Raw genomic sequence first — 18,078 nt, forward strand, 5'->3', positions numbered from 1 at the left:
CCGGCCAACTTGGGTTTGGGCTGTGTAACATAAGAGTTCCCGCCCGCCACTACCAGAAATGCAAGGCAGCTATGCAAAAGCGGTCAAATCCGGAATAGATCAGCGGTTTCCCGCACCCTCAAAAGATGTTTCGACTTTGCAGCATTGCGTCAGTTTTTAGAATCGTTATAGATCACGTCCAGTACAAAATCTGACCGAGGAAATCTTCAATGCAAGTTGGCGTCAAAGTCCCAAATGTTGTCTTCAAAACCCGTGTGCGGGACGAAGCAGTGGGCGGCCCGAACCCTTTCCGCTGGCAGGACATGACCAGCGATGATTATTTCAAAGGCAAGCGTGTGATTCTGTTCTCGCTGCCCGGCGCCTTCACCCCAACCTGCTCCACGTACCAGTTGCCTGGGTTTGAAGAAAACTTCGCCAAATTCCAAGAGCTTGGCGTTGACGGCATCTACTGCATGTCTGTGAACGACAGCTTTGTGATGAACAAATGGGCCGAAGCGCAGGGCGTAAAAAACGTAAACGTCATCCCTGACGGCTCCGGCGAATTCACCCGCAAAGTTGGCATGCTGGTGCGCAAAGACAACCTCGGCTTTGGTCTGCGCTCCTGGCGTTATGCCGCCATCATCAATGACGGTGTTGTTGAGGCCTGGTTTGAAGAGCCAGGCCTGGAAGACAACCACGGCGAAGACCCTTATGGCGAGAGTGCCCCAGAGAACCTGCTGAAGTTCTTGGAAAAAGCCAACGTCGAATCCGCAGCCTAAGTTTGGCATGCAAAAATTCGGAAAGGCCCGCCACTGGCGGGCCTTTTGCTTTTAGCCGATGTAATCCCCAGCTCCCCCCGCCTCAGCGTGGTAATGATCGCGCAGGTGCATCAAGGCGATCCGTAAGACCACTTTGCCCGACCGGGCCGACCACCCAAGATGTTTTTCCGCCGCTTCCAGCCCTTCCAGTTGACAACAGCACCGAAGCGCCACGTCGGTCAATCCTTCCCCCAAGGTCTCCAGAGCGGCCACAACCCGCGTCCGCGCCGGTTCCGCTCCACTTGTCCCTTCCCCTTCCACCAAATAGACCTTTTCATGCGGGGCTTGCAGATACTGCCGCCACGCCTCCTGCTCTGTCCCCATCTGCGCCAGTTCATAATCTTCGCGTAGCCGTTCTCCGGCGTGCACCAGGTCTTCGGACAAAAACCGGTTCCCCTCCCGGTCACGCCGCCGTGCGAGAATTGTCAAAGGGCTTTCCGAAGCAACAAACCGCGCGGTCTCTGCCATGCCATGCGCGGTTAGGTTGCCCTTCGCCTCAATCGGCGAGGTCACCCCATACACCGCTTGCGTTTCCGCAAATCCCTGCGCGCGATCCCGCGCCTGATTTTCCGCCGCGGCCACCATTTTGCTCAGATACGTTCGGCCTTGCGCCGAAATCACATAGCGGCTGACACGCCCAGCCTGCACACATGTGATCCAGCCTTTGAGCGCCATCGCCTGTGCAACTTGGCGCGCAACCATCGCCGTGCGCGTGGTTTCATCGCGCATCACCACAGCTGTCTCCATGTCGCTGGCCACTGCTAAGACCGCGCCGGTTTCACACAGGCGCCTCAACACCCGCATGCCCTCCGCCTGCACTACAGACTCCTCTGGAAGAACATCCTCGCATTCCCGCAAAGGCGCGCCGTTCCCATTGGCATGAGACTTCTGTCGGAACGTCCTTAACGCCGCATCCACCAGCGGATCATCCCGCATCGCCTCCAGCTTGCGAATTTGCCGCAACACAGTGGAGGCATGACAGCCATCTCGGCGCGCCAGTTCCCGGATCGAAATGCCTTGTTCCGTGTGGGCCAGATAGCGCGCCACGCTTAGCGGCAGCCAGGTTGGCAATTGGGGGGCTACTTGTTCCGGTTGCATCTCTCGTTACTCCTTACAAAGACCTTGGGTCACAACCGCTGCCGGAATTATCCACAGGGTTATCCTAAAAGTTTTGCACAGCGTTTTTTGGCTGTGTAGGCGAGCGCATCAGGTGTCGCTGCCCTTAAGGATTGTTTTGAAATTGTGAATAGCGCTCTCTTACGGCGAACGCCGAAAGCGGATTCGCGCAACACGAGCAAACCTGTGCTCCATTGGATGTCCTCAGAGCTGAAGGAGCGATTCTATGCAGGACACTCTAGCCAAACTGGAGCAACTCAACCGCCCACGACTACTTATCCGCGCCGCAAAGGCCGGCGCGACGGAGTACGCGCGAGATCAAGATCTTAGACGGCACATCTCACATCACAGTCTACCGCAATACAGTGAGGCCTTGTCCTATCTTTATGAGTTGGAAAACACAGTCGACCAGCAACGGCGCAATGGCTCTGCCGCTTATTCAATTGTGAAACATGTCGACCTGTTGATCGCCATGTTGGGCGAGGCCCAGCTGTTGCGGGCCACGCAGTCTTTATGAACTATCTCACACAAAGCTGTCCGGCATGGAGGCCTTCTTCTCCGCTACATAAGCGCGCAGAGCTTTCTCGACCTCGGGATCCAGTGCTGGCTGCTCATACGCATCCATCAAAGTCTGAACCCGTGCGGATGCCAATGCTTGCGTGTCACGACCACCTTCATCAGACCAGGTCTCAAACGGCTTGTAGTCCAGCAGCTCAGAGCGCCAGAAAGCCTCTTTGAAATTGGCCTGCGTATGGGCACAGCCAAGATAATGCCCACCCGGCCCCACTTCGCGCACCGCGTCCATGGCTTGTGCATTTTCATCATATGGCACACCCGCGGCCATTTTATGCATCGCACCAAGCTGATCTGCGTCCATCACAAACTTCTCAAAGCTGGACACAAGCCCACCTTCCAACCAGCCACAGGCGTGCAGCATGAAGTTCACGCCACCGGTCAACGCGGCGTTATGGGTATGAGCTGTTTCATAAGCCGCCTGCGCGTCTGGCATCTTGGAGCCACACAGCCCACCACCAGAGCGGAACGGCAGCCCCAACCGACGGGCCAACTGACCCGCCCCCGACAGGATTTGACTTGCTTCAGGCGTGCCAAAAGTTGGCGCACCCGAATTCATATCAATCGAGGTCACAAAGGCACCAAAAATTACAGGTGCACCTTTGCGCACCAACTGACTGTACGCGATGCCCGCCATAACTTCCGCCAACACCTGGGTCAGCGTGCCCACCACGCTCACCGGCGCCATCGCGCCACCCACGATAAAGGGTGACACAATGCAGGCTTGGTTGTTCTTCGCATACACTTCCAACGCGCCCATCATGATGTCGTCAAACGTCATCGGCGAGTTGATGTTGATCAGCGAGGTCATCACCGTGTTGTTCTGCACGAACTCCTTACCAAACAGGATCTCGCACATCTCCACGCTGTCTTGCGCCCGACTTGGCTCAGTAACCGACCCCATAAACGGCTTGTCAGACAGGGTCATGTGGGCGAGCAACATATCAAGGTGCCGCTTGTTCACCGGAACATCGGTTGGCTCACACACGGTGCCGCCAGAGTGATGCAGCCACTTGGACATATAGCCCAGTTTCACAAACTTCTCGAAATCCGCCATCGTTGCGTAGCGACGCCCGCCTTCGGCATCACGCACGAAGGGTGGGCCATAAACCGGTGCACATACCAGTGTGTTGCCACCAATTTCGACAGTGCGTTCCGGGTTACGCGCATGTTGGGTTATCCGCGACGGCGCCGTTTTACACAGTTCTCGAGCCAAACCTTTGGGAATGCGAACCCGCTCCGCTTGGTAATCCACGTCTGCGCCCGCATCTTTCCACCGGTCCAACGCCACCTTGTTGTTCACAAAGTTGACACCAACCTCTTCGAGAAGAATATCCGCATTGGTCTCAATGATCTGAAGCGCTTCTTCGTTGAGCACCTCAAACAGCGGCATGTTGCGTTCAATGAACTTTGCGGTTTCGATTTTTACACCGGTGCGTTCTGCGCGTCGTGCCGCCCCGCCGCCGCCGCGTCCTCGACGCCGTGTCGCTGCTTCTGCCATGTCATGTCCTCACAGGCTGAGTTGATTTCCTTGTGAAAGGTCTACCCTTCCCACAGGCTGCTCTCCGGTTGGTTAGCGTCCTTTGAAACAAAAATGCGACATTGGCCAGTCGTTTTGGGACACCTGCGGCACCCCACCCTGCGGTTGTTCGCCACTTCGTACAAAAACCCCGTCAAGAATGTGCGAACGATCTTGCGAAAAACGCCGCTCTTCTCTATGCGTCCGCCATGACCCAGACATCCCATGACCGCCTTCTTATCATTGACTTCGGCAGCCAGGTCACTCAGCTGATCGCCCGTCGCCTACGCGAGCTGAACGTCTACTGCGAAATCCACCCCTACCAAAACGTCGACATGGACTTCGTGCGCAGCTTCGCACCCAAGGCCGTGATCTTCTCCGGTGGCCCAGACAGCGTGACCCGCGAGGGCTCCCCGCGTGCACCACAAGAGATTTTTGACTACGGCGTGCCAATTCTTGGCATCTGCTACGGCCAGCAAACCATGATGGCCCAATTGGGGGGGCAAGTGGACAGCGGCCATGGCACAGCCGAATTTGGCCGTGCCTTTGTGACCCCAAACAGCAAACTCGACATTCTCGATGGTTGGTTTGCTGAAGGCGACGAACAGGTCTGGATGTCTCACGGTGACCACGTCAGCGCAATTGCCCCGGGCTTTGAGGTCTACGGCACCTCGCCCAACGCACCTTACGCCATAACCGCTGACACCAAACGTCACTTTTACGCCGTGCAGTTCCACCCCGAAGTGCACCACACACCCAACGGCGCAAAGCTCTATGAGAACTTTGTGAAAATCGCCGGCTTCTCAGGCGATTGGACCATGGGCGCTTATCGTCAGGAAATGATTGCCAAGATCCGTGAACAGGTTGGCGACAAACAAGTCATCTGTGGCCTCTCCGGCGGTGTCGACAGCTCTGTCACCGCAATTCTGCTGCACGAGGCCATTGGCGACCAGCTGACATGTGTCTTTGTCGACCACGGCCTGTTGCGCAAAAACGAAGCTGAAGAAGTTGTTGCCATGTTCCGCGACAACTACAACATCAAGCTGATCCATGCGGACGAACGCGATTTGTTCCTTGGTGAGCTTGAAGGCCAAAGTGATCCGGAAACCAAGCGTAAAATCATCGGTAAGCTCTTCATCGATGTGTTCCAGAAACACGCAGACACCATCGAAGGTGCAGAGTTCCTGGCACAAGGCACGCTCTATCCAGACGTGATCGAAAGCGTAAGCTTCTCCGGCGGTCCTTCCGTGACCATCAAAAGCCACCACAACGTGGGTGGTCTACCAGAGAAAATGGGCCTCAAGCTGGTCGAACCTCTGCGCGAACTTTTCAAAGACGAAGTCCGCGCTTTGGGCCGTGAGTTGGGCCTGCCAGCCAGCTTCATCGGCCGCCACCCCTTCCCTGGACCAGGGCTTGCGATCCGCTGCCCTGGCGAGATCACACGCGAAAAACTGGACATCCTGCGCGAAGCGGATGCGGTCTACATCGATCAAATTCGCAAGCACGGTCTGTACGACGACATCTGGCAAGCCTTTGTGGCAATCCTGCCGGTGCGCACTGTGGGCGTGATGGGCGACGGTCGCACCTACGACTTCGCCTGCGCCCTGCGCGCGGTGACCTCAGTCGACGGCATGACCGCGGACTACTACCCGTTCAGCCACGAATTTCTTGGTGAGACCGCCACGCGCATCATCAACGAAGTCAAAGGCATCAACCGCTGTACCTACGACATCACCTCGAAGCCTCCCGGCACCATCGAGTGGGAATAAACATCCAAAATGCCGCGCCTTGTGCGCGGCATTTTTTATTCAGCGGCCACGCCCAGCGGGATCATCACACTCGTCGCCGTTTCGCTGTTCCTATAGGCGCTGTGCCCGCGCAACAGGTCATGCAGATCAGCCAGCTGCGTGTCCAACCTCGCCGGCACCATGGGCACATAGGGACGTAGCTGCGCGCCAAAATCCGACGTCTTAGTCCAGATTGCCAAGCCGGTGGAGCCAAATTTCATTTCCATGCGCAGGCAATCTAAATTGGCATAAAACAGCTCGCATATGAGTTTCTGCAAAGCGCGGTTGATCATCTCCTTGCGTGCACTGTCTTTGCGATTGCCATACATGTAGGGCACCGGATCCACGTCATCGAACACGATCCGTCCACCGCGCCGCACCTTGGGAAACCAGGCCATGATCTCGGCATAGACTTGCGCGACCGTGTGCATACTATCCACATACACAAGGTCGATCCCGTCATTGAGCGTCGGTGCCGCCGACAACACAGCATTGGCGTCTTTGCTGTCAGACTGCACAAACTGCCAGTTCGGCCCATCTCCGGCGCTCGAGCAATCCTCAATGTCCACAGACACCAACAGGCCATCGCCCCCGTGCATTCCATTCAACATTGTCTTGGTTGCTTGCCCTTTCCACGTGCCAAGCTCCAGGAACGTCCCATTTGGCTTTGCCCGAACCGCATCGCGCAAATACAAAAGTTGATCCGCAGCTGAAGCCTCCTCGCTTTGCGCATCACGCAAGTCAGTGAGCCGATCAACGTAATCTTGGTACGGGGCAGTCTGTGTCATGGTCAGTGGTCCTCCTATGCCCCTATGAGGGCACGCTCAGTGCCTACGTCAATGCACGCGCCCTCCAGCTCACGCAAAGGTGCCTGTTCCCTCACATGAAGTTCAATCTCCGTGTAAAAATCTGCCTGCAATCAGTCCTACTGAAACATTCCGAGGGCCCCTGTTCCGACAAAAGTTAATTCAAGTTTTCGATTAACCTTTCGCCAGAAATCGAGTTCCCATTTGCGGTCATCCGCGCGACACTTTCCTGACCTAGGGGATCGGGACATGCGCACACTCTTCACATCGGCACTTCTCTCGCTAGCGGCTTCTCAGGCCGTGGCCACCCCCCCGCTGGCCTGTGAAATGCGCAACTCTCCCCTCGTCTTCACGGTCACCGACAACGCCGTCTACATGCGCACCGGCGACAAGTCCCGCACCCTACCCGCCAAAGCCCTGCCTCAGGATCACGAAGGCTGGCCGCGTGTGTGGCTACTGCAAGAGCCACCAAGTGCCCACATGCTATTGGTCTCTGAAGGCATCTGTAGAACCGATTATGGCACCTTCCCGCTGTCTGTTTCGCTCAACACCCTAGGCCTGGGTCAACGCAGCGGCTGCTGCACAATCGCAGAGTAACCGCCAATACCTTCCATTGGTCGTCCTAATTGGTTCACAAATGCACTTGTCCCTTAGGGAAAGACCTGCCACGGTCCGGCCATGATCAAGCTCACTGGATATATCGACGTCCCCGCTGACCGGCTAACAACCGTTATGGAGGCCCTGCCACTGCACATCGCGCTGACGCGGGCCGAAACAGGCTGTCTGTCGTTTGAGGTCACCGAAGACCCAACCGTCCAAGGCCGTTTTCTTGTGGCCGAACGCTTTACCAACCGCGCGTCGTTTGAGGCCCATCAAACCCGCACCAAAGCCTCTGATTGGGCCACGGTTACTGACGGCATCCCTCGCCACTATCAGATTGAAGACCTAACAGAATGAACGACACTTTTAGGGCCGCCCTCTGGATGAGCGGCGCAATTGTGTCTTTCACCAGCATGGCGGTTGCAGGCCGGGCTGTGTCTCTCGAACTCGATACCTTTGAGATCATGATGTACCGCAGCTTAGTGGGCATTTTCATTGTTGTGCTTGTCGCGGGGCTAGCTGGCACATTCTCACAAGTCAATCGCCGCAATCTGGGCCTACATTTTGTCCGCAACCTAAGCCATTTTGCCGGGCAGAACCTCTGGTTTTATGCGCTCACTGTGATCCCTCTGGCTCAAGTCTTTGCCTTGGAATTCACCTCTCCGATCTGGGCCATCTTACTGTCCCCCCTGATCCTGGGCGAAAAGCTGCGCCCCATCGGCCTTCTGGCCGCGCTGATTGGTTTCTTTGGCATCTTGCTTGTCGCCCGCCCCAATCCGCAAGCGTTGGACGTGGGACAAATTTCCGCTGCCTGTGCCGCAATTGGTTTTGCCCTGTCCGCGCTCTTCACACGCAAACTCACCCGCACTGAAAGCATCACCTGCATCCTGTTCTACCTCACGGTTATGCAGGCTGGATTTGGCGTGATCTTCGCAGGCTTTGATGGCGACATAGCACTGCCTTCAGCGGAAAGCGCCCCATGGATCGTCCTAATCGCATGCGCCGGTCTTGTGGCCCATTACTGCCTGACCACTGCCCTGCGACTCGCACCCGCATCGGTTGTTATGCCCATCGACTTCATCCGATTGCCGCTCATAGCTGTTGTAGGAATGACACTATACGGTGAACAAATCGACATTTGGGTACTGGTTGGGGCTGCAGTGATTTTTGCGGGCAATTACTTGAACATATTGTCCCAACTGCGCCTAAAACCTGCGCCAAAGTGACGCAAAGTCATGGCCAATCTCGGCTTACCTTAACGTTGACTTAAACAAAGTTGCGCGACTAGCCTGATGGTCACAAATAAAAAAACACTCATAAAACCACGGGACACATCACATGAAAAAAGCGCTATGGGGAGCCACTGCACTAACATTGGCCGCTAGCACGTCTTTTGCAGGCGGTATCGACCGCTCCGGACAAGGGGTCAACATCCTCTTTGAAGAAGGCAACTACGCACAGTTTACTTGGTCACACGCGAGCCCAAGTGTTGACGGTAAGAGCGCGATCATCGGCGACTCCAATGATGTAGCAAAATCCTACAACAACCTGTCCTTTGGCTACAAACACGAGATCAACGAAAATTGGGACCTTGCCCTGATTTACGATCAGCCGTTTGGCGCGCATATCCTGTATGACAATGGCCCGTTTTCCGCCGCAGGTGGTCGTCCATTCGATGGAACCGCAGAAATTAACAGCGATGCCCTGACTGCTTTGGTACAGTACAACTTTGGCAACGGCTTTAGCGTTCACGGTGGTGCCCGTGCGCTCAAAGTACGCGGGACAATTCAATCGGGTAACGGCATTCTGAATGCCAGCAGCAGTTACGATTTTGGCGGAGTTGTCGGCGTTGCCTACGAGAAACCGGAAATCGCCCTGCGTGTGGCTTTGACCTATGCAAGCGCAATTGAGAGCGGTTTTGAGGGTTCCAACGCAGCGTTCCCAGCGGGCATGCAAGATCGCACCTTTGATGTGGACTTTCCTGAAAGCGTAAACCTTGATTTCCAAACCGGCGTTGCCAAGAACACTTTGGTGTTTGGTTCGGTACGCTGGGCTGGTTGGGGCGGGTTTAGCCTCGACACAACACCTGAAGGGTCTTGGGTCGACTTTGATGACGACACCATCAACTACACACTCGGCGTCGGTCAGCGCATCAACGATAAACTGTCGCTCGCCTTGCAGTTTGGCTATGAGAAGTCGGGCAATCGCCCAACCACAACACTTCTGGCTCCAACCACTGGCTCCAAGAGCATCGGCCTCGGCGCGACATATCAAGTCAATGATCAGCTTTCGGTTTCCGGTGGCCTGACTTATGCCCTTCCAGGCGACCAGTACTACGAGGCTGCGCCGGGCGTAAATGTAGACTTTGAAGACAGTTCCGCATGGGGCGCCGGCATCCGCATCGGTTACCGTTTCTAAATCGCTCACTTCGTGAACACCAAAGCCCCGCCTTTTCAGGCGGGGCTTTTTTCTTTGCGCAGGTTTCGGAGTGATTGCCTCTTCGCATCCCGCTAAACCAATCCCATGAGCACACAAAAACACCTCACGCCCCGTGTCTGGGCCGAACTCTTCCTGCTGGCACTCCTCTGGGGCGCGGTCTTTTTCGCCAACCGCATTGCGCTTGACGAAATCGGCCCCATCACTCTGGTCGCCCATAGAACCCTCTGGGCGGCGCTCCTGTTGTGGCTGATGATCTTGGCAACCAGAACTGCCCTCCCACGCAGTCCGCGTCTCTGGGGGGCGTTTCTGGTCATGGGGCTGCTCAACAACCTGATCCCTTTCAGCCTGCTGAATTTTGCCCAACTCACCATCGAAAGCGGCCTCGCCTCGATCTTCAATGCAGCCACCGCTTTCTGGGGCGTTCTGCTCGCTGCGCTCTTCCTACCTGATGAACGCTTGACGCTCGCCAAGACCCTCGGCATCACCCTTGGCTTCATTGGCGTCGCCACCGCCATCGGCCTCAGCCACCTGACCGCGCTTGATCCGCACTCCCTTGCGCAAATCGCCGCCTTGCTGGCCACCCTGTCTTACGGCTTAGCCGGCGTCTGGGCCCGCAAACACCTCGCGGGGTGCTCCCCTATGGTTGCGTCCGCAGGCATGCTCACCTGCACAACCATCCTAGCCCTTCCCCTCGCCCACGTCACCGAAGGCCCCATTTCGCTGTCCCTATCCGCCTCCACCTGGGCTGCCATCGCCTATGCATCCATTCTCGGCACCGCTGTCGCCTACCTGCTCTACTACCGTGTCCTCGCCGCCGCAGGCTCCGGCAATCTGCTTGTGGTCACATTGCTGATACCGCCCGTTGCCATTCTGCTTGGCACCATTTTCCTAAATGAATCGATCCCGCCACGCGCCTACGCAGGCTTTGCCTTCCTCACACTGGGCTTGATCGTGCTTGACGGGCGACTGCTCGCCCGGCTCCGGTTCAAAAAACCGACCTGACTCCGCTTGCCAACAGGCCTCCCGCTTGGCACCCTGCCAAAAAACAATTTCTTCAAGGGAGGCCAGAATGGCCAAAGGCTACTGGATCGGACGCGTGGATGTAGATGACATCGACGGCTACCAAAAATACGTACAGGCCAACGCCAAACCATTTGCGAACTTCGGCGCCAAATTCCTGATCCGGGGAGGTCAATTCGAAAACCCCGAAGGCTCTTCGCGCAGCCGCAATGTGGTCATCGAGTTCCCCAGCTACCAAGCCGCGCTCGATTGCTACAACTCCGCAGACTACCAAGCGGCCAAAGCCCTGCGTGATCCGGTCAGCACCGGCGACATTGTTATCATCGAGGGGTATGATCCATGATCTGGGACCAGCTGCTCGACCGCCTGCGCGGCACGTCCAACACGCCACCCTTGCCCGAACCAGACGAAAAACTCGCGCTTGGGGCATTGCTTGTGCGCGTCGCCAAATCGGACGACAATTACCACGCGCTGGAGATCAGCGAGATCGACCGCATCCTGGGCACCACTTTTGACCTCAATCCTATTGAGGCCGCCAAACTGCGGGCCACCTGCGAGAAGCTGGAACACAACGCCCCGGGCACGCCGGATTTCGCGCTCTTGATCCGCGAAAACGTGGACTACCCCCACCGTTTGGAGGTGGCACAAAAAATGGTGGATGTGATTGAAGCGGATGGCAAACACGTCCCCGCCGAAGACGCCAGCTTGCTCGAAATTTCCAAGCTGATGGGCATCAAACCCGAAGACACTCCCATCGGCCCCGCCACTTAGGCAGGGCCGACAGGCTTTCTCTTAGGCTAGGCTTGGCAGCCAAAGCACAATGGCAGGGAAAGCCACCAAAAGCGCGATGGTGATGGCGTCAGCGATGAAAAACGGTGTCACACCTTTGAAAACGTCTTGCACGCTCAGATCATCACGCACACCGGCCACAACAAAACAGTTCAAGCCGATCGGCGGTGTGATCAGACAAAACTCCGCCATTTTCACCACCAAAATGCCAAACCAGATCGCGCACATCGGCCCACTCATACCAAAGGTGCTGTCGGCTGCGGAGACAAACTCGCCACCGTTCAGGGCCATGACAGCCGGATACACCACTGGCAGCGTCAACAGCAGCATGCCAATTGCGTCCATGAACATGCCCAACACAGCGTAGGCCAAAAGGATGCAAACAAGGATCAGCATGGGCGACATGGTCAGCGAAACAATCCAATCAGAAAACGCACTTGGCAAATCCGCAAAGCCCAAGAAGCGCACATAGATCAACACGCCCCAAATGATGGTGAAGATCATCACCGTCAATTTGGCAGTCTCCAACAGCGCATCCTTGAGCTGCGACCAACGCATGCCCTGAAACAGCGCCATCAGGAAGACCACAAAAGCCCCTATCGCGCCGCCTTCTGTGGGGGTTCCCCAAGCATCGCCGCCAAACGGGTTGTAGACAAAGAAGATGATGGTCACGACCACAAACACAATGGGCAAAGCCGGTGGCAGAGACATAAACCGCTCTTTCCAGGTGAACCCTGACACGGGGGGACCAAAGCCCTTGATGGTCACCGCCATACCAACAATCAACAACCCATAGATCACCGCCGAAAACGCGCCGGGAATGAAGCCGGCCAAAAGCAGCTTGCCCACGTCCTGCTCCACAATGATCGCATAGATCACCAAAATCGCCGACGGTGGGATCAAAGAGGCCAACGTGCCACCGGCCGCCACAACACCCGCTGCAAAGCGTTTGTCATAGCCAATCGCCAACATCTCCGGGATCGCAATACGTGCAAACACAGCTGAGGTGGCCACCGACGCGCCTGACACGGCCGCAAAGCCCGCGGTGGCAAACACCGTGGACACCGCCAAGCCGCCCGGCACCCAGGCCAACCAGCGTTTGGCCGCTTCAAACAGCGCTTTGGTGAGACCTGCATAATAGGCCAGATAGCCAATCAGGATAAACGTCGGGATCAGGCTCAACGCCTGGCTCGACACCTTGGAGTGTGGCACCTGTCCGGCAGTTTTGACCGCAATGGTCAACGCTTTGCCAAACCGCTCCGGCTCATAGCCAAACTTGGCCCAGAAAATCCAGATCAAGCCAATCATGCCTGCCAGTCCAGCAGCAAAGGCCACACGCATCCCCAGCACCACAAGCAACAACATGCCGCCTGAGACCGCCAATCCAATATCAATCGGTTCCATATTCTTGGTCTTCCTTAGGAATCGTGGCCGGAGACATGTTCTGCCTCCATCGCCGCTTGCGTGGCCGCATCAATGACCAGCGGCACGGCCACTGGAGTTGCAGCATTTGTGACAAACGCTTTGGCATAGGCACAAAGCTGTAAGACCAGCCGTAGGCACAGAACCGAAAACGCCACTGGCGCCAACAGTTTTGCGGGCCACAGAGGCAAAGCAATGTCCATCGAACTGTCGCGGCTCCACATCGGCGCCCCAAAATCAAAGCTGCGATCAAAATGCGCCCAGGTGCCCCACACCAACAGGACCATCAGGGTAAGCACCGCGGTCGTAGTGATAAACTCCACTAGGTAAAGCGCACGCCCTTTGAGCTGCCCCACCAGAATATCCATGCGGATGTGCCCGCCATCGCGCATCACGTAAGAGGCGCCCATGAACGCAATGAGCGGCATCGCCTGCTCGATCCAATCCACATAGCCCGGCAAAGGCGCGTTGAAGAAGTTGCGCCCGGCGACGGAAAAGACCGCCATGAGCATGAGCGAAAACACCGCCAAACCACTCACCAAAGCCAAGGCTTTTTCGAGTTTGTAGAGCTGGGTGTCAATTTTGCTGAGGGTGCTGTTGTCCGTCAGCACCGAAGTTGCGCTGGCCATGGGACCTCCCGCTGTTTTTATGGTGAGCGCCTGTGGCGCACTAGTTTTGCGCATCTTTAGATACGCCCTAGGCGAGGCGCTGCCTCGCGCTGCGGGATAGTGTGAGAATATGAATGAAGGCCGCTCTGCGCTGCCTATTCACATTTACAAAATATCCCGGGGGAGTTTCACACCCAAATAGGTGTGAGACGGGGGCAGAGCCCCCGCCTTATTGGACAGCTTAGCTGCCGTTTGCGATCATGCCAGTTACCAGATCATAGAGCTCTTGCGCAGGCAGGCCACGCGCAGTGTTCTCTTCGATCCAAGCTTTGGCCGCGGGGGCAGCTGCAGCTTCTTTGAACGCTGCGATCTCTGCGTCGGAGAAGGCCACTTTAGCAATGCCGCGCTCTTCCAAAGCTGGACCCCATGCATCCATGGTTTTGCCATTGTAGGTGGTCACATAGTGATCCAGAGATTCTTCAACAGAGCCCAACAGCGCCTCACGGTGATCGTCAGACAGATCCGCCAGCGCGTCGGTATTCACCACAACCGGGCAGTTCACGGTGCCTGGGTTCAGGTTGGTGGTCCACCAGGTGGCGTTCTCGATGGTGCCATAAGACATGTGCGCGTGTGGTGCAAAAGCCACGGCTTTTACAACACCGCTGTCCATCGCCTGACGCACTTCAGTCGCAGACATGGAGGTTGGCACAGCGCCCACAGTTTCCATGGCTTTGCCGATACCGCCGGTGGCACGTACGCTCAGGCCGGCAAAGTCGTCCAGCTTGGCGGGTGCGTCACCCATACCTACGAGGTTGTATTGCGGCAGCGGAGACGGCATCAGCAGTGTCGCGTTCCAGCGGCCCAGATCTTCGATCGCGGCCGGGTGCTGATACACCGCCATGGACAGCTCAATTTCCTGCTCCAGCGAGCTCACGCCCAGGAATGGCAGCTCCATCACAGTGATGGATGGATTTTTGTCACGGTGATAACCGGCGCAGAACTGCGCCATTTCAAACGCACCGATGGAGATGCCATCGAGGTTTTCACGGTTTTTGGACAGGCCGCCGTAGCTGATGTTCAAGGTGAACTCGCCGCCGGTTTTCTCAGACACCAGTTCCGCCATCTTTTCAACGTGCTCGGTAAAGGCACGGCGCTTGCCCCACAGGGACACATTCCATTCCGTTGCCATCGCCTCTGTTACAAAGGCCATCGACAAAGCAGCCACAGCCGTCCGGCTCAAAATCTTACGCATAATATCCTCCCATTGCGTTTTTCTGACCACAGCATGCCGCAAAGGCGCGACAGATGCCAATGAGAGAAATTGCGCAGGCCAAGCGCCCTGCTCTGCGGATTTCCGCAGAGCTACAAAAGCGCGTCTTTGTTAAGGCCCAGTTTCACAATTTTCTCGTTCAAAGTCCGTCGCCCAATGCCCAATGCCTCGGCCGCGGCGTCCATGCGCCCGGCGTGGGCCTTGATCGCTTTGCCAATCAGTTCCCGCTCAAACGCTGCCACGGCCTCGCGCAGCGTGTCCGGCACATCTTCTGCGCCGAGGTCCCCGGCCAAGGCGCTGGCGAAAGAGCCACCGCCCCGCCGCGCCGCCATCACCCGACGGGCGCACACATTGCGCAACTCCCGCACGTTGCCGGGCCAGTCATGCGCCAGAAGCGCCGCCATATCCTCATGTCTCAGCTCAGGCCCGTCGACCTCATGCATCCGCGCATATTCATTCAGGAAATGGCTCGCCAGCAGCGACAGATCATCTCGGCGTTGCCGCAACGGCGGCAATTGCACCACAAACGTGTTGAGGCGAAACAACAGATCGGCTCGCAACCTGTCCTCAGACACGGCCTGATCGACGTCTTCATTGGTCGCGGATAAAATCCGCAAATCCACGTTCACTGGCACGCCCGATCCAACCGGATAGACCCTTTGATCTTCGATCACCCGCAACAGCTTGGCCTGAACGGCTGGCGGGCAACTGCCGACCTCATCCAAAAACAACGTGCCGCCCGAGGCCGTTTGCAAGCGCCCCTCAGGACCACCCGACACACCAAACATCTCTGCTTCAAAGCTGTCTGGGTGCAACGCCGCGCAGTTCACCGCCAGAAACGGCCGATCCGAACGGGCGCTCAAATCGTGCAACGCGCGCGCCACCAGCTCTTTTCCGGTGCCGGTTTCCCCAAGAATCAGCACCGCTGCATCCAATCCGGACAGATCCAACACTTCTTCGCGCAACGCTGTTACCGAGGGCGTTTGCCCCAACAACACACGATCAAGACCAGACAGAGCAAACAGCCGTTCTTTAAGCCGCACATTGCTGGCTTTCATCCGGCTTTGCTCCGCTGCATGGGTCAAGATCGTCAGCAGTCGGCGCGGCTCATAAGGCTTTTCCACAAAACTATAGGCCCCAGCCTGCATCGCTTCTACTGCCATGGGGATGTCACCATGCGCCGAGATCAAAACCAAAGGTGGCGCAAAATCCCGATCCAACTGCGCCAACAACTCCAGCCCGCTCATCCCCGGCATGCGCACATCCGACAGGATAACATCCGGCTGCATCTCACCCAGCTTTTCCAGTGCCTTATCCGCGCGCGGCACCGCCTCCGCTTGCCAACCCGCAGCCTGCATCAGCGCCAACAACGACTGCCGCATAGACTTGTCGTCATCCACAATCAAAAGGCCAAACGGCTGCGCGTCACTCATGGTATCTGCTCATCTTCCATATCCGTCACCAAGGGCATCATCACCCGGAAAACCGCGCCCCCCTCGGCGCGCGCGCGGGCGCTCATGGTGCCATCGTGATCCTTGATAATACTGGCCGAAATCGCAAGCCCCAACCCCATGCCACGCCCACTTTCCCGAGTGGTCACAAAGGGTTCCTGTAAGTCTGCCAAACTGGCGGTGCCCAGGCCGTGCCCTGTGTCCAACACCTCAAAGAAGGCCTGCGCATCAGACTGCCCAACATAGACCGACAGTTGGGAGTCCGCAGGCTCTTCTTCCATGGCATCACACGCATTGCGCAGCACATTGGTGATCACCTGCTCCAGTCGCAACCGATTACCACGGACCCAAACCGCTGCCTCAGGCATTTGCAAATCCACCAAGATTGCACCCTTTTCGATGTTTGGCGCCAACAGGCTGAGCCCAGCCTGCATTGCTTCTCGCAAATCAAACACTTCAAACGCATCTCCACCACTGGTGGCAAAAAACTTAAGCTGGCGGGTGATGCCTTCCATACGCCCAACAAGACCGCCGATCTCAGGCCCCAGCCGCGCGGCGTTCTTTGGATTGATCTCGGCCGCCGCCAAATGGTTGCGCATCGCGGCAATGGGCTGCCCCAACTCATGTGTGACAGAGGCCGACAACTGGCCCAAGGCCGCCAACCGGCTGGCTTGTTCCAACTCTTTCTGGGTTTTCTGCAACCGTTCCTCTGTGGCTTTGCGCTCCGCCACTTCCTTTGCCAGCTGCAAGTTGGATGTGCGCAGCTGTGCCTCTTCTTTCACCGCCCGTTTGAGCGCACGTCCAACCCGTCGCGCCCGTTGCACCTGAAACACAATCATCAACGAGCCCGCCAAAAACACCACCGCTGCAGTGGCCAACCAGCTGCGGGCCACCGCGCGGTCGTCATCTGCAAAATAGTGCAGCTGCCAGCCATCCGGCAGATCATCCGCCACCAGATGCATGCGCTCATCACCACCGATCACCGCACGATTGTTGGCCTTCACCCGCCATTGCAGTGGATTAAGGGGTTGACCGGAGAATTGCCGCACAGCGCCAATCTTTTCTTTCTGCACCTCAGTCAGAGGCCGCAAAGCCCGATACCGCCAGGTTGGGTCAGACGCCAAAAGCACAACACCATCATTGTTGGTTAGGATGACTTGTTCACCCGCGCGCCGCCAACTGTCTTCCAACACGGAAAACCCCTTTTTGATCGCGATCACGCCGGCCACCTCGTGCCCCTCTACAACCACGCCATCGGCCAAAAACAACCCCGGCAACCCTGTGGTCATGCCAATGGCATAAAACCGGCCGTGTTTGCCTTGCAGCGCATCTTTGAAATAGGGGCGAAAGCCGTAGTTATGTCCGACGAAACTTGTGTCTGTTGCATGATTGGACGCGGCAATGGTGACGCCATTGGCGTCCATCAAATAAATCGATTCCAGCCCCGCTTGTTTGGCAAAATCCTCTAACCGCTGGTTGAGCGCGCCTGTGCCAGCCCCTGCCACCGCCTCAGTCACAAAAGTATCGCGAGCCAAAATATGGGTCAGATGGCTATGTTGCTCCAATTCCGCGACAACCGTGCTGCGATAGAGCGACAGTTGCCCTTGGGCTTTGCTCCACTCCTCCTGAGAAAAATAATCAAACGCCGCGCGTTGTACCACGAACCCAACAAGCAGGGTCAGAAGAGCGGAGAGGATCAGGGGGAGTCGTGACATTGGGGCCGTCAGAGTTGCAAAAGTTGGCGCAGGCTAGGCCAATGCCGCACGTATGGAAACGAGATTCTGGGGGCGTTGCCCCCGCCGCCGCATACGGCGCCTCCCCCAGGATATTTCAGGAATGAGAATGATTGGTTGCGCGATCCGATAGTGCAACCTAAATCCT

18 protein-coding genes are annotated in these 18,078 nt (G+C 56.9%); 10 read left to right on the top strand and 8 right to left on the bottom strand.

Translation table 11 applies throughout. The annotated features are described in order from the left end of the window. The first annotated feature begins 209 nt into the window (after nt 1-209). On the top strand, nt 210-758 hold the full coding sequence (locus tag QOL67_RS06250; protein WP_283425106.1) for a peroxiredoxin: 549 nt from the start codon (nt 210-212) through the stop codon (nt 756-758). A 51-nt stretch (nt 759-809) separates the two neighbouring features. Here the strand turns inward: QOL67_RS06250 and QOL67_RS06255 are convergent, their stop codons facing one another. Then, the gene (locus tag QOL67_RS06255; protein ID WP_283425107.1) at nt 810-1,895 is read right to left on the bottom strand and encodes a DUF6456 domain-containing protein; all 1,086 of its coding nucleotides are present in this window, start codon (nt 1,893-1,895) and stop codon (nt 810-812) included. A gap of 244 nt (nt 1,896-2,139) precedes the next feature. Between QOL67_RS06255 and QOL67_RS06260 the strand changes: the two genes are divergently transcribed. After that, complete coding sequence (locus QOL67_RS06260; RefSeq protein ID WP_283425108.1) at nt 2,140-2,430, top strand: DUF6477 family protein; 291 nt, start codon at nt 2,140-2,142, stop codon at nt 2,428-2,430. Nucleotides 2,431-2,436: 6 nt separating this feature from the next. Here QOL67_RS06260 and QOL67_RS06265 read toward each other — a convergent pair whose 3' ends face one another. Continuing rightward, a complete protein-coding gene (locus tag QOL67_RS06265) occupies nt 2,437-3,987 on the bottom strand; it encodes a trimethylamine methyltransferase family protein (protein WP_283425109.1) in 1,551 nt (516 codons plus the stop codon). A 227-nt stretch (nt 3,988-4,214) separates the two neighbouring features. On the opposite strand from QOL67_RS06265, the gene guaA reads away from it, so the two are divergent. Continuing rightward, nucleotides 4,215-5,774 carry a glutamine-hydrolyzing GMP synthase gene (gene guaA / locus QOL67_RS06270; protein ID WP_283425110.1) on the top strand — a complete coding sequence of 520 codons (1,560 nt, stop codon included), beginning with the start codon at nt 4,215-4,217 and terminating at the stop codon, nt 5,772-5,774. A gap of 35 nt (nt 5,775-5,809) precedes the next feature. Here guaA and QOL67_RS06275 read toward each other — a convergent pair whose 3' ends face one another. After that, on the bottom strand, nt 5,810-6,580 hold the full coding sequence (locus QOL67_RS06275; protein WP_283425111.1) for a class I SAM-dependent methyltransferase: 771 nt from the start codon (nt 6,578-6,580) through the stop codon (nt 5,810-5,812). A 267-nt stretch (nt 6,581-6,847) separates the two neighbouring features. Here QOL67_RS06275 and QOL67_RS06280 point away from each other — a divergent pair, with 267 nt between their 5' ends. From QOL67_RS06280 to QOL67_RS06310, 7 genes are all read left to right on the top strand, one after another. Then, the gene (locus tag QOL67_RS06280) at nt 6,848-7,195 is read left to right on the top strand and encodes a hypothetical protein (protein WP_283425112.1); all 348 of its coding nucleotides are present in this window, start codon (nt 6,848-6,850) and stop codon (nt 7,193-7,195) included. A gap of 81 nt (nt 7,196-7,276) precedes the next feature. Continuing rightward, nucleotides 7,277-7,555, top strand: a complete 279-nt coding sequence (locus QOL67_RS06285) for a putative quinol monooxygenase (RefSeq protein WP_283425113.1) — start codon at nt 7,277-7,279, stop codon at nt 7,553-7,555. Then, nucleotides 7,552-8,424, top strand: a complete 873-nt coding sequence (locus QOL67_RS06290) for a DMT family transporter (protein WP_283425114.1) — start codon at nt 7,552-7,554, stop codon at nt 8,422-8,424. The genes QOL67_RS06285 and QOL67_RS06290 overlap by 4 nt, the downstream gene beginning before the upstream one ends. A gap of 112 nt (nt 8,425-8,536) precedes the next feature. Further along, entirely contained in the window at nt 8,537-9,616 is a 1,080-nt protein-coding gene (locus QOL67_RS06295) for an OmpP1/FadL family transporter (protein WP_283425115.1), read from the top strand. Between the two features lie 105 nt (nt 9,617-9,721). After that, nucleotides 9,722-10,639: a DMT family transporter gene (locus QOL67_RS06300; RefSeq protein ID WP_283425116.1), complete on the top strand. Its 918-nt coding sequence runs from the start codon at nt 9,722-9,724 to the stop codon at nt 10,637-10,639. Between the two features lie 67 nt (nt 10,640-10,706). Then, a complete protein-coding gene (locus QOL67_RS06305; RefSeq protein WP_283425117.1) occupies nt 10,707-11,000 on the top strand; it encodes a DUF1330 domain-containing protein in 294 nt (97 codons plus the stop codon). Next, nucleotides 10,997-11,428 carry a tellurite resistance TerB family protein gene (locus QOL67_RS06310; RefSeq protein WP_283425118.1) on the top strand — a complete coding sequence of 144 codons (432 nt, stop codon included), beginning with the start codon at nt 10,997-10,999 and terminating at the stop codon, nt 11,426-11,428. The genes QOL67_RS06305 and QOL67_RS06310 overlap by 4 nt, the downstream gene beginning before the upstream one ends. Nucleotides 11,429-11,449: 21 nt before the next feature. Here QOL67_RS06310 and QOL67_RS06315 read toward each other — a convergent pair whose 3' ends face one another. The 5 genes from QOL67_RS06315 to QOL67_RS06335 all read right to left on the bottom strand — a co-directional run bounded on the left by QOL67_RS06315 (nt 11,450) and on the right by QOL67_RS06335 (nt 17,912). Then, a complete protein-coding gene (locus tag QOL67_RS06315; RefSeq protein ID WP_283425119.1) occupies nt 11,450-12,850 on the bottom strand; it encodes a TRAP transporter large permease in 1,401 nt (466 codons plus the stop codon). 14 nt (nt 12,851-12,864) lie between these two features. Then, nucleotides 12,865-13,497, bottom strand: coding sequence for a TRAP transporter small permease subunit (locus tag QOL67_RS06320; protein ID WP_283425120.1), 633 nt, complete (start codon nt 13,495-13,497; stop codon nt 12,865-12,867). A gap of 220 nt (nt 13,498-13,717) precedes the next feature. Then, nucleotides 13,718-14,728, bottom strand: a complete 1,011-nt coding sequence (locus tag QOL67_RS06325) for a type 2 periplasmic-binding domain-containing protein (RefSeq protein WP_283425121.1) — start codon at nt 14,726-14,728, stop codon at nt 13,718-13,720. Nucleotides 14,729-14,838: 110 nt separating this feature from the next. Continuing rightward, nucleotides 14,839-16,179 carry a sigma-54-dependent transcriptional regulator gene (locus QOL67_RS06330; RefSeq protein WP_283425122.1) on the bottom strand — a complete coding sequence of 447 codons (1,341 nt, stop codon included), beginning with the start codon at nt 16,177-16,179 and terminating at the stop codon, nt 14,839-14,841. Next, complete coding sequence (locus QOL67_RS06335) at nt 16,176-17,912, bottom strand: sensor histidine kinase (protein WP_283425123.1); 1,737 nt, start codon at nt 17,910-17,912, stop codon at nt 16,176-16,178. The genes QOL67_RS06330 and QOL67_RS06335 overlap by 4 nt, the downstream gene beginning before the upstream one ends. Nucleotides 17,913-18,078 lie beyond the last annotated feature (166 nt).

The organism is Shimia sagamensis, from assembly GCF_900182745.1.
Lineage (GTDB): Bacteria > Pseudomonadota > Alphaproteobacteria > Rhodobacterales > Rhodobacteraceae > Shimia > Shimia sagamensis.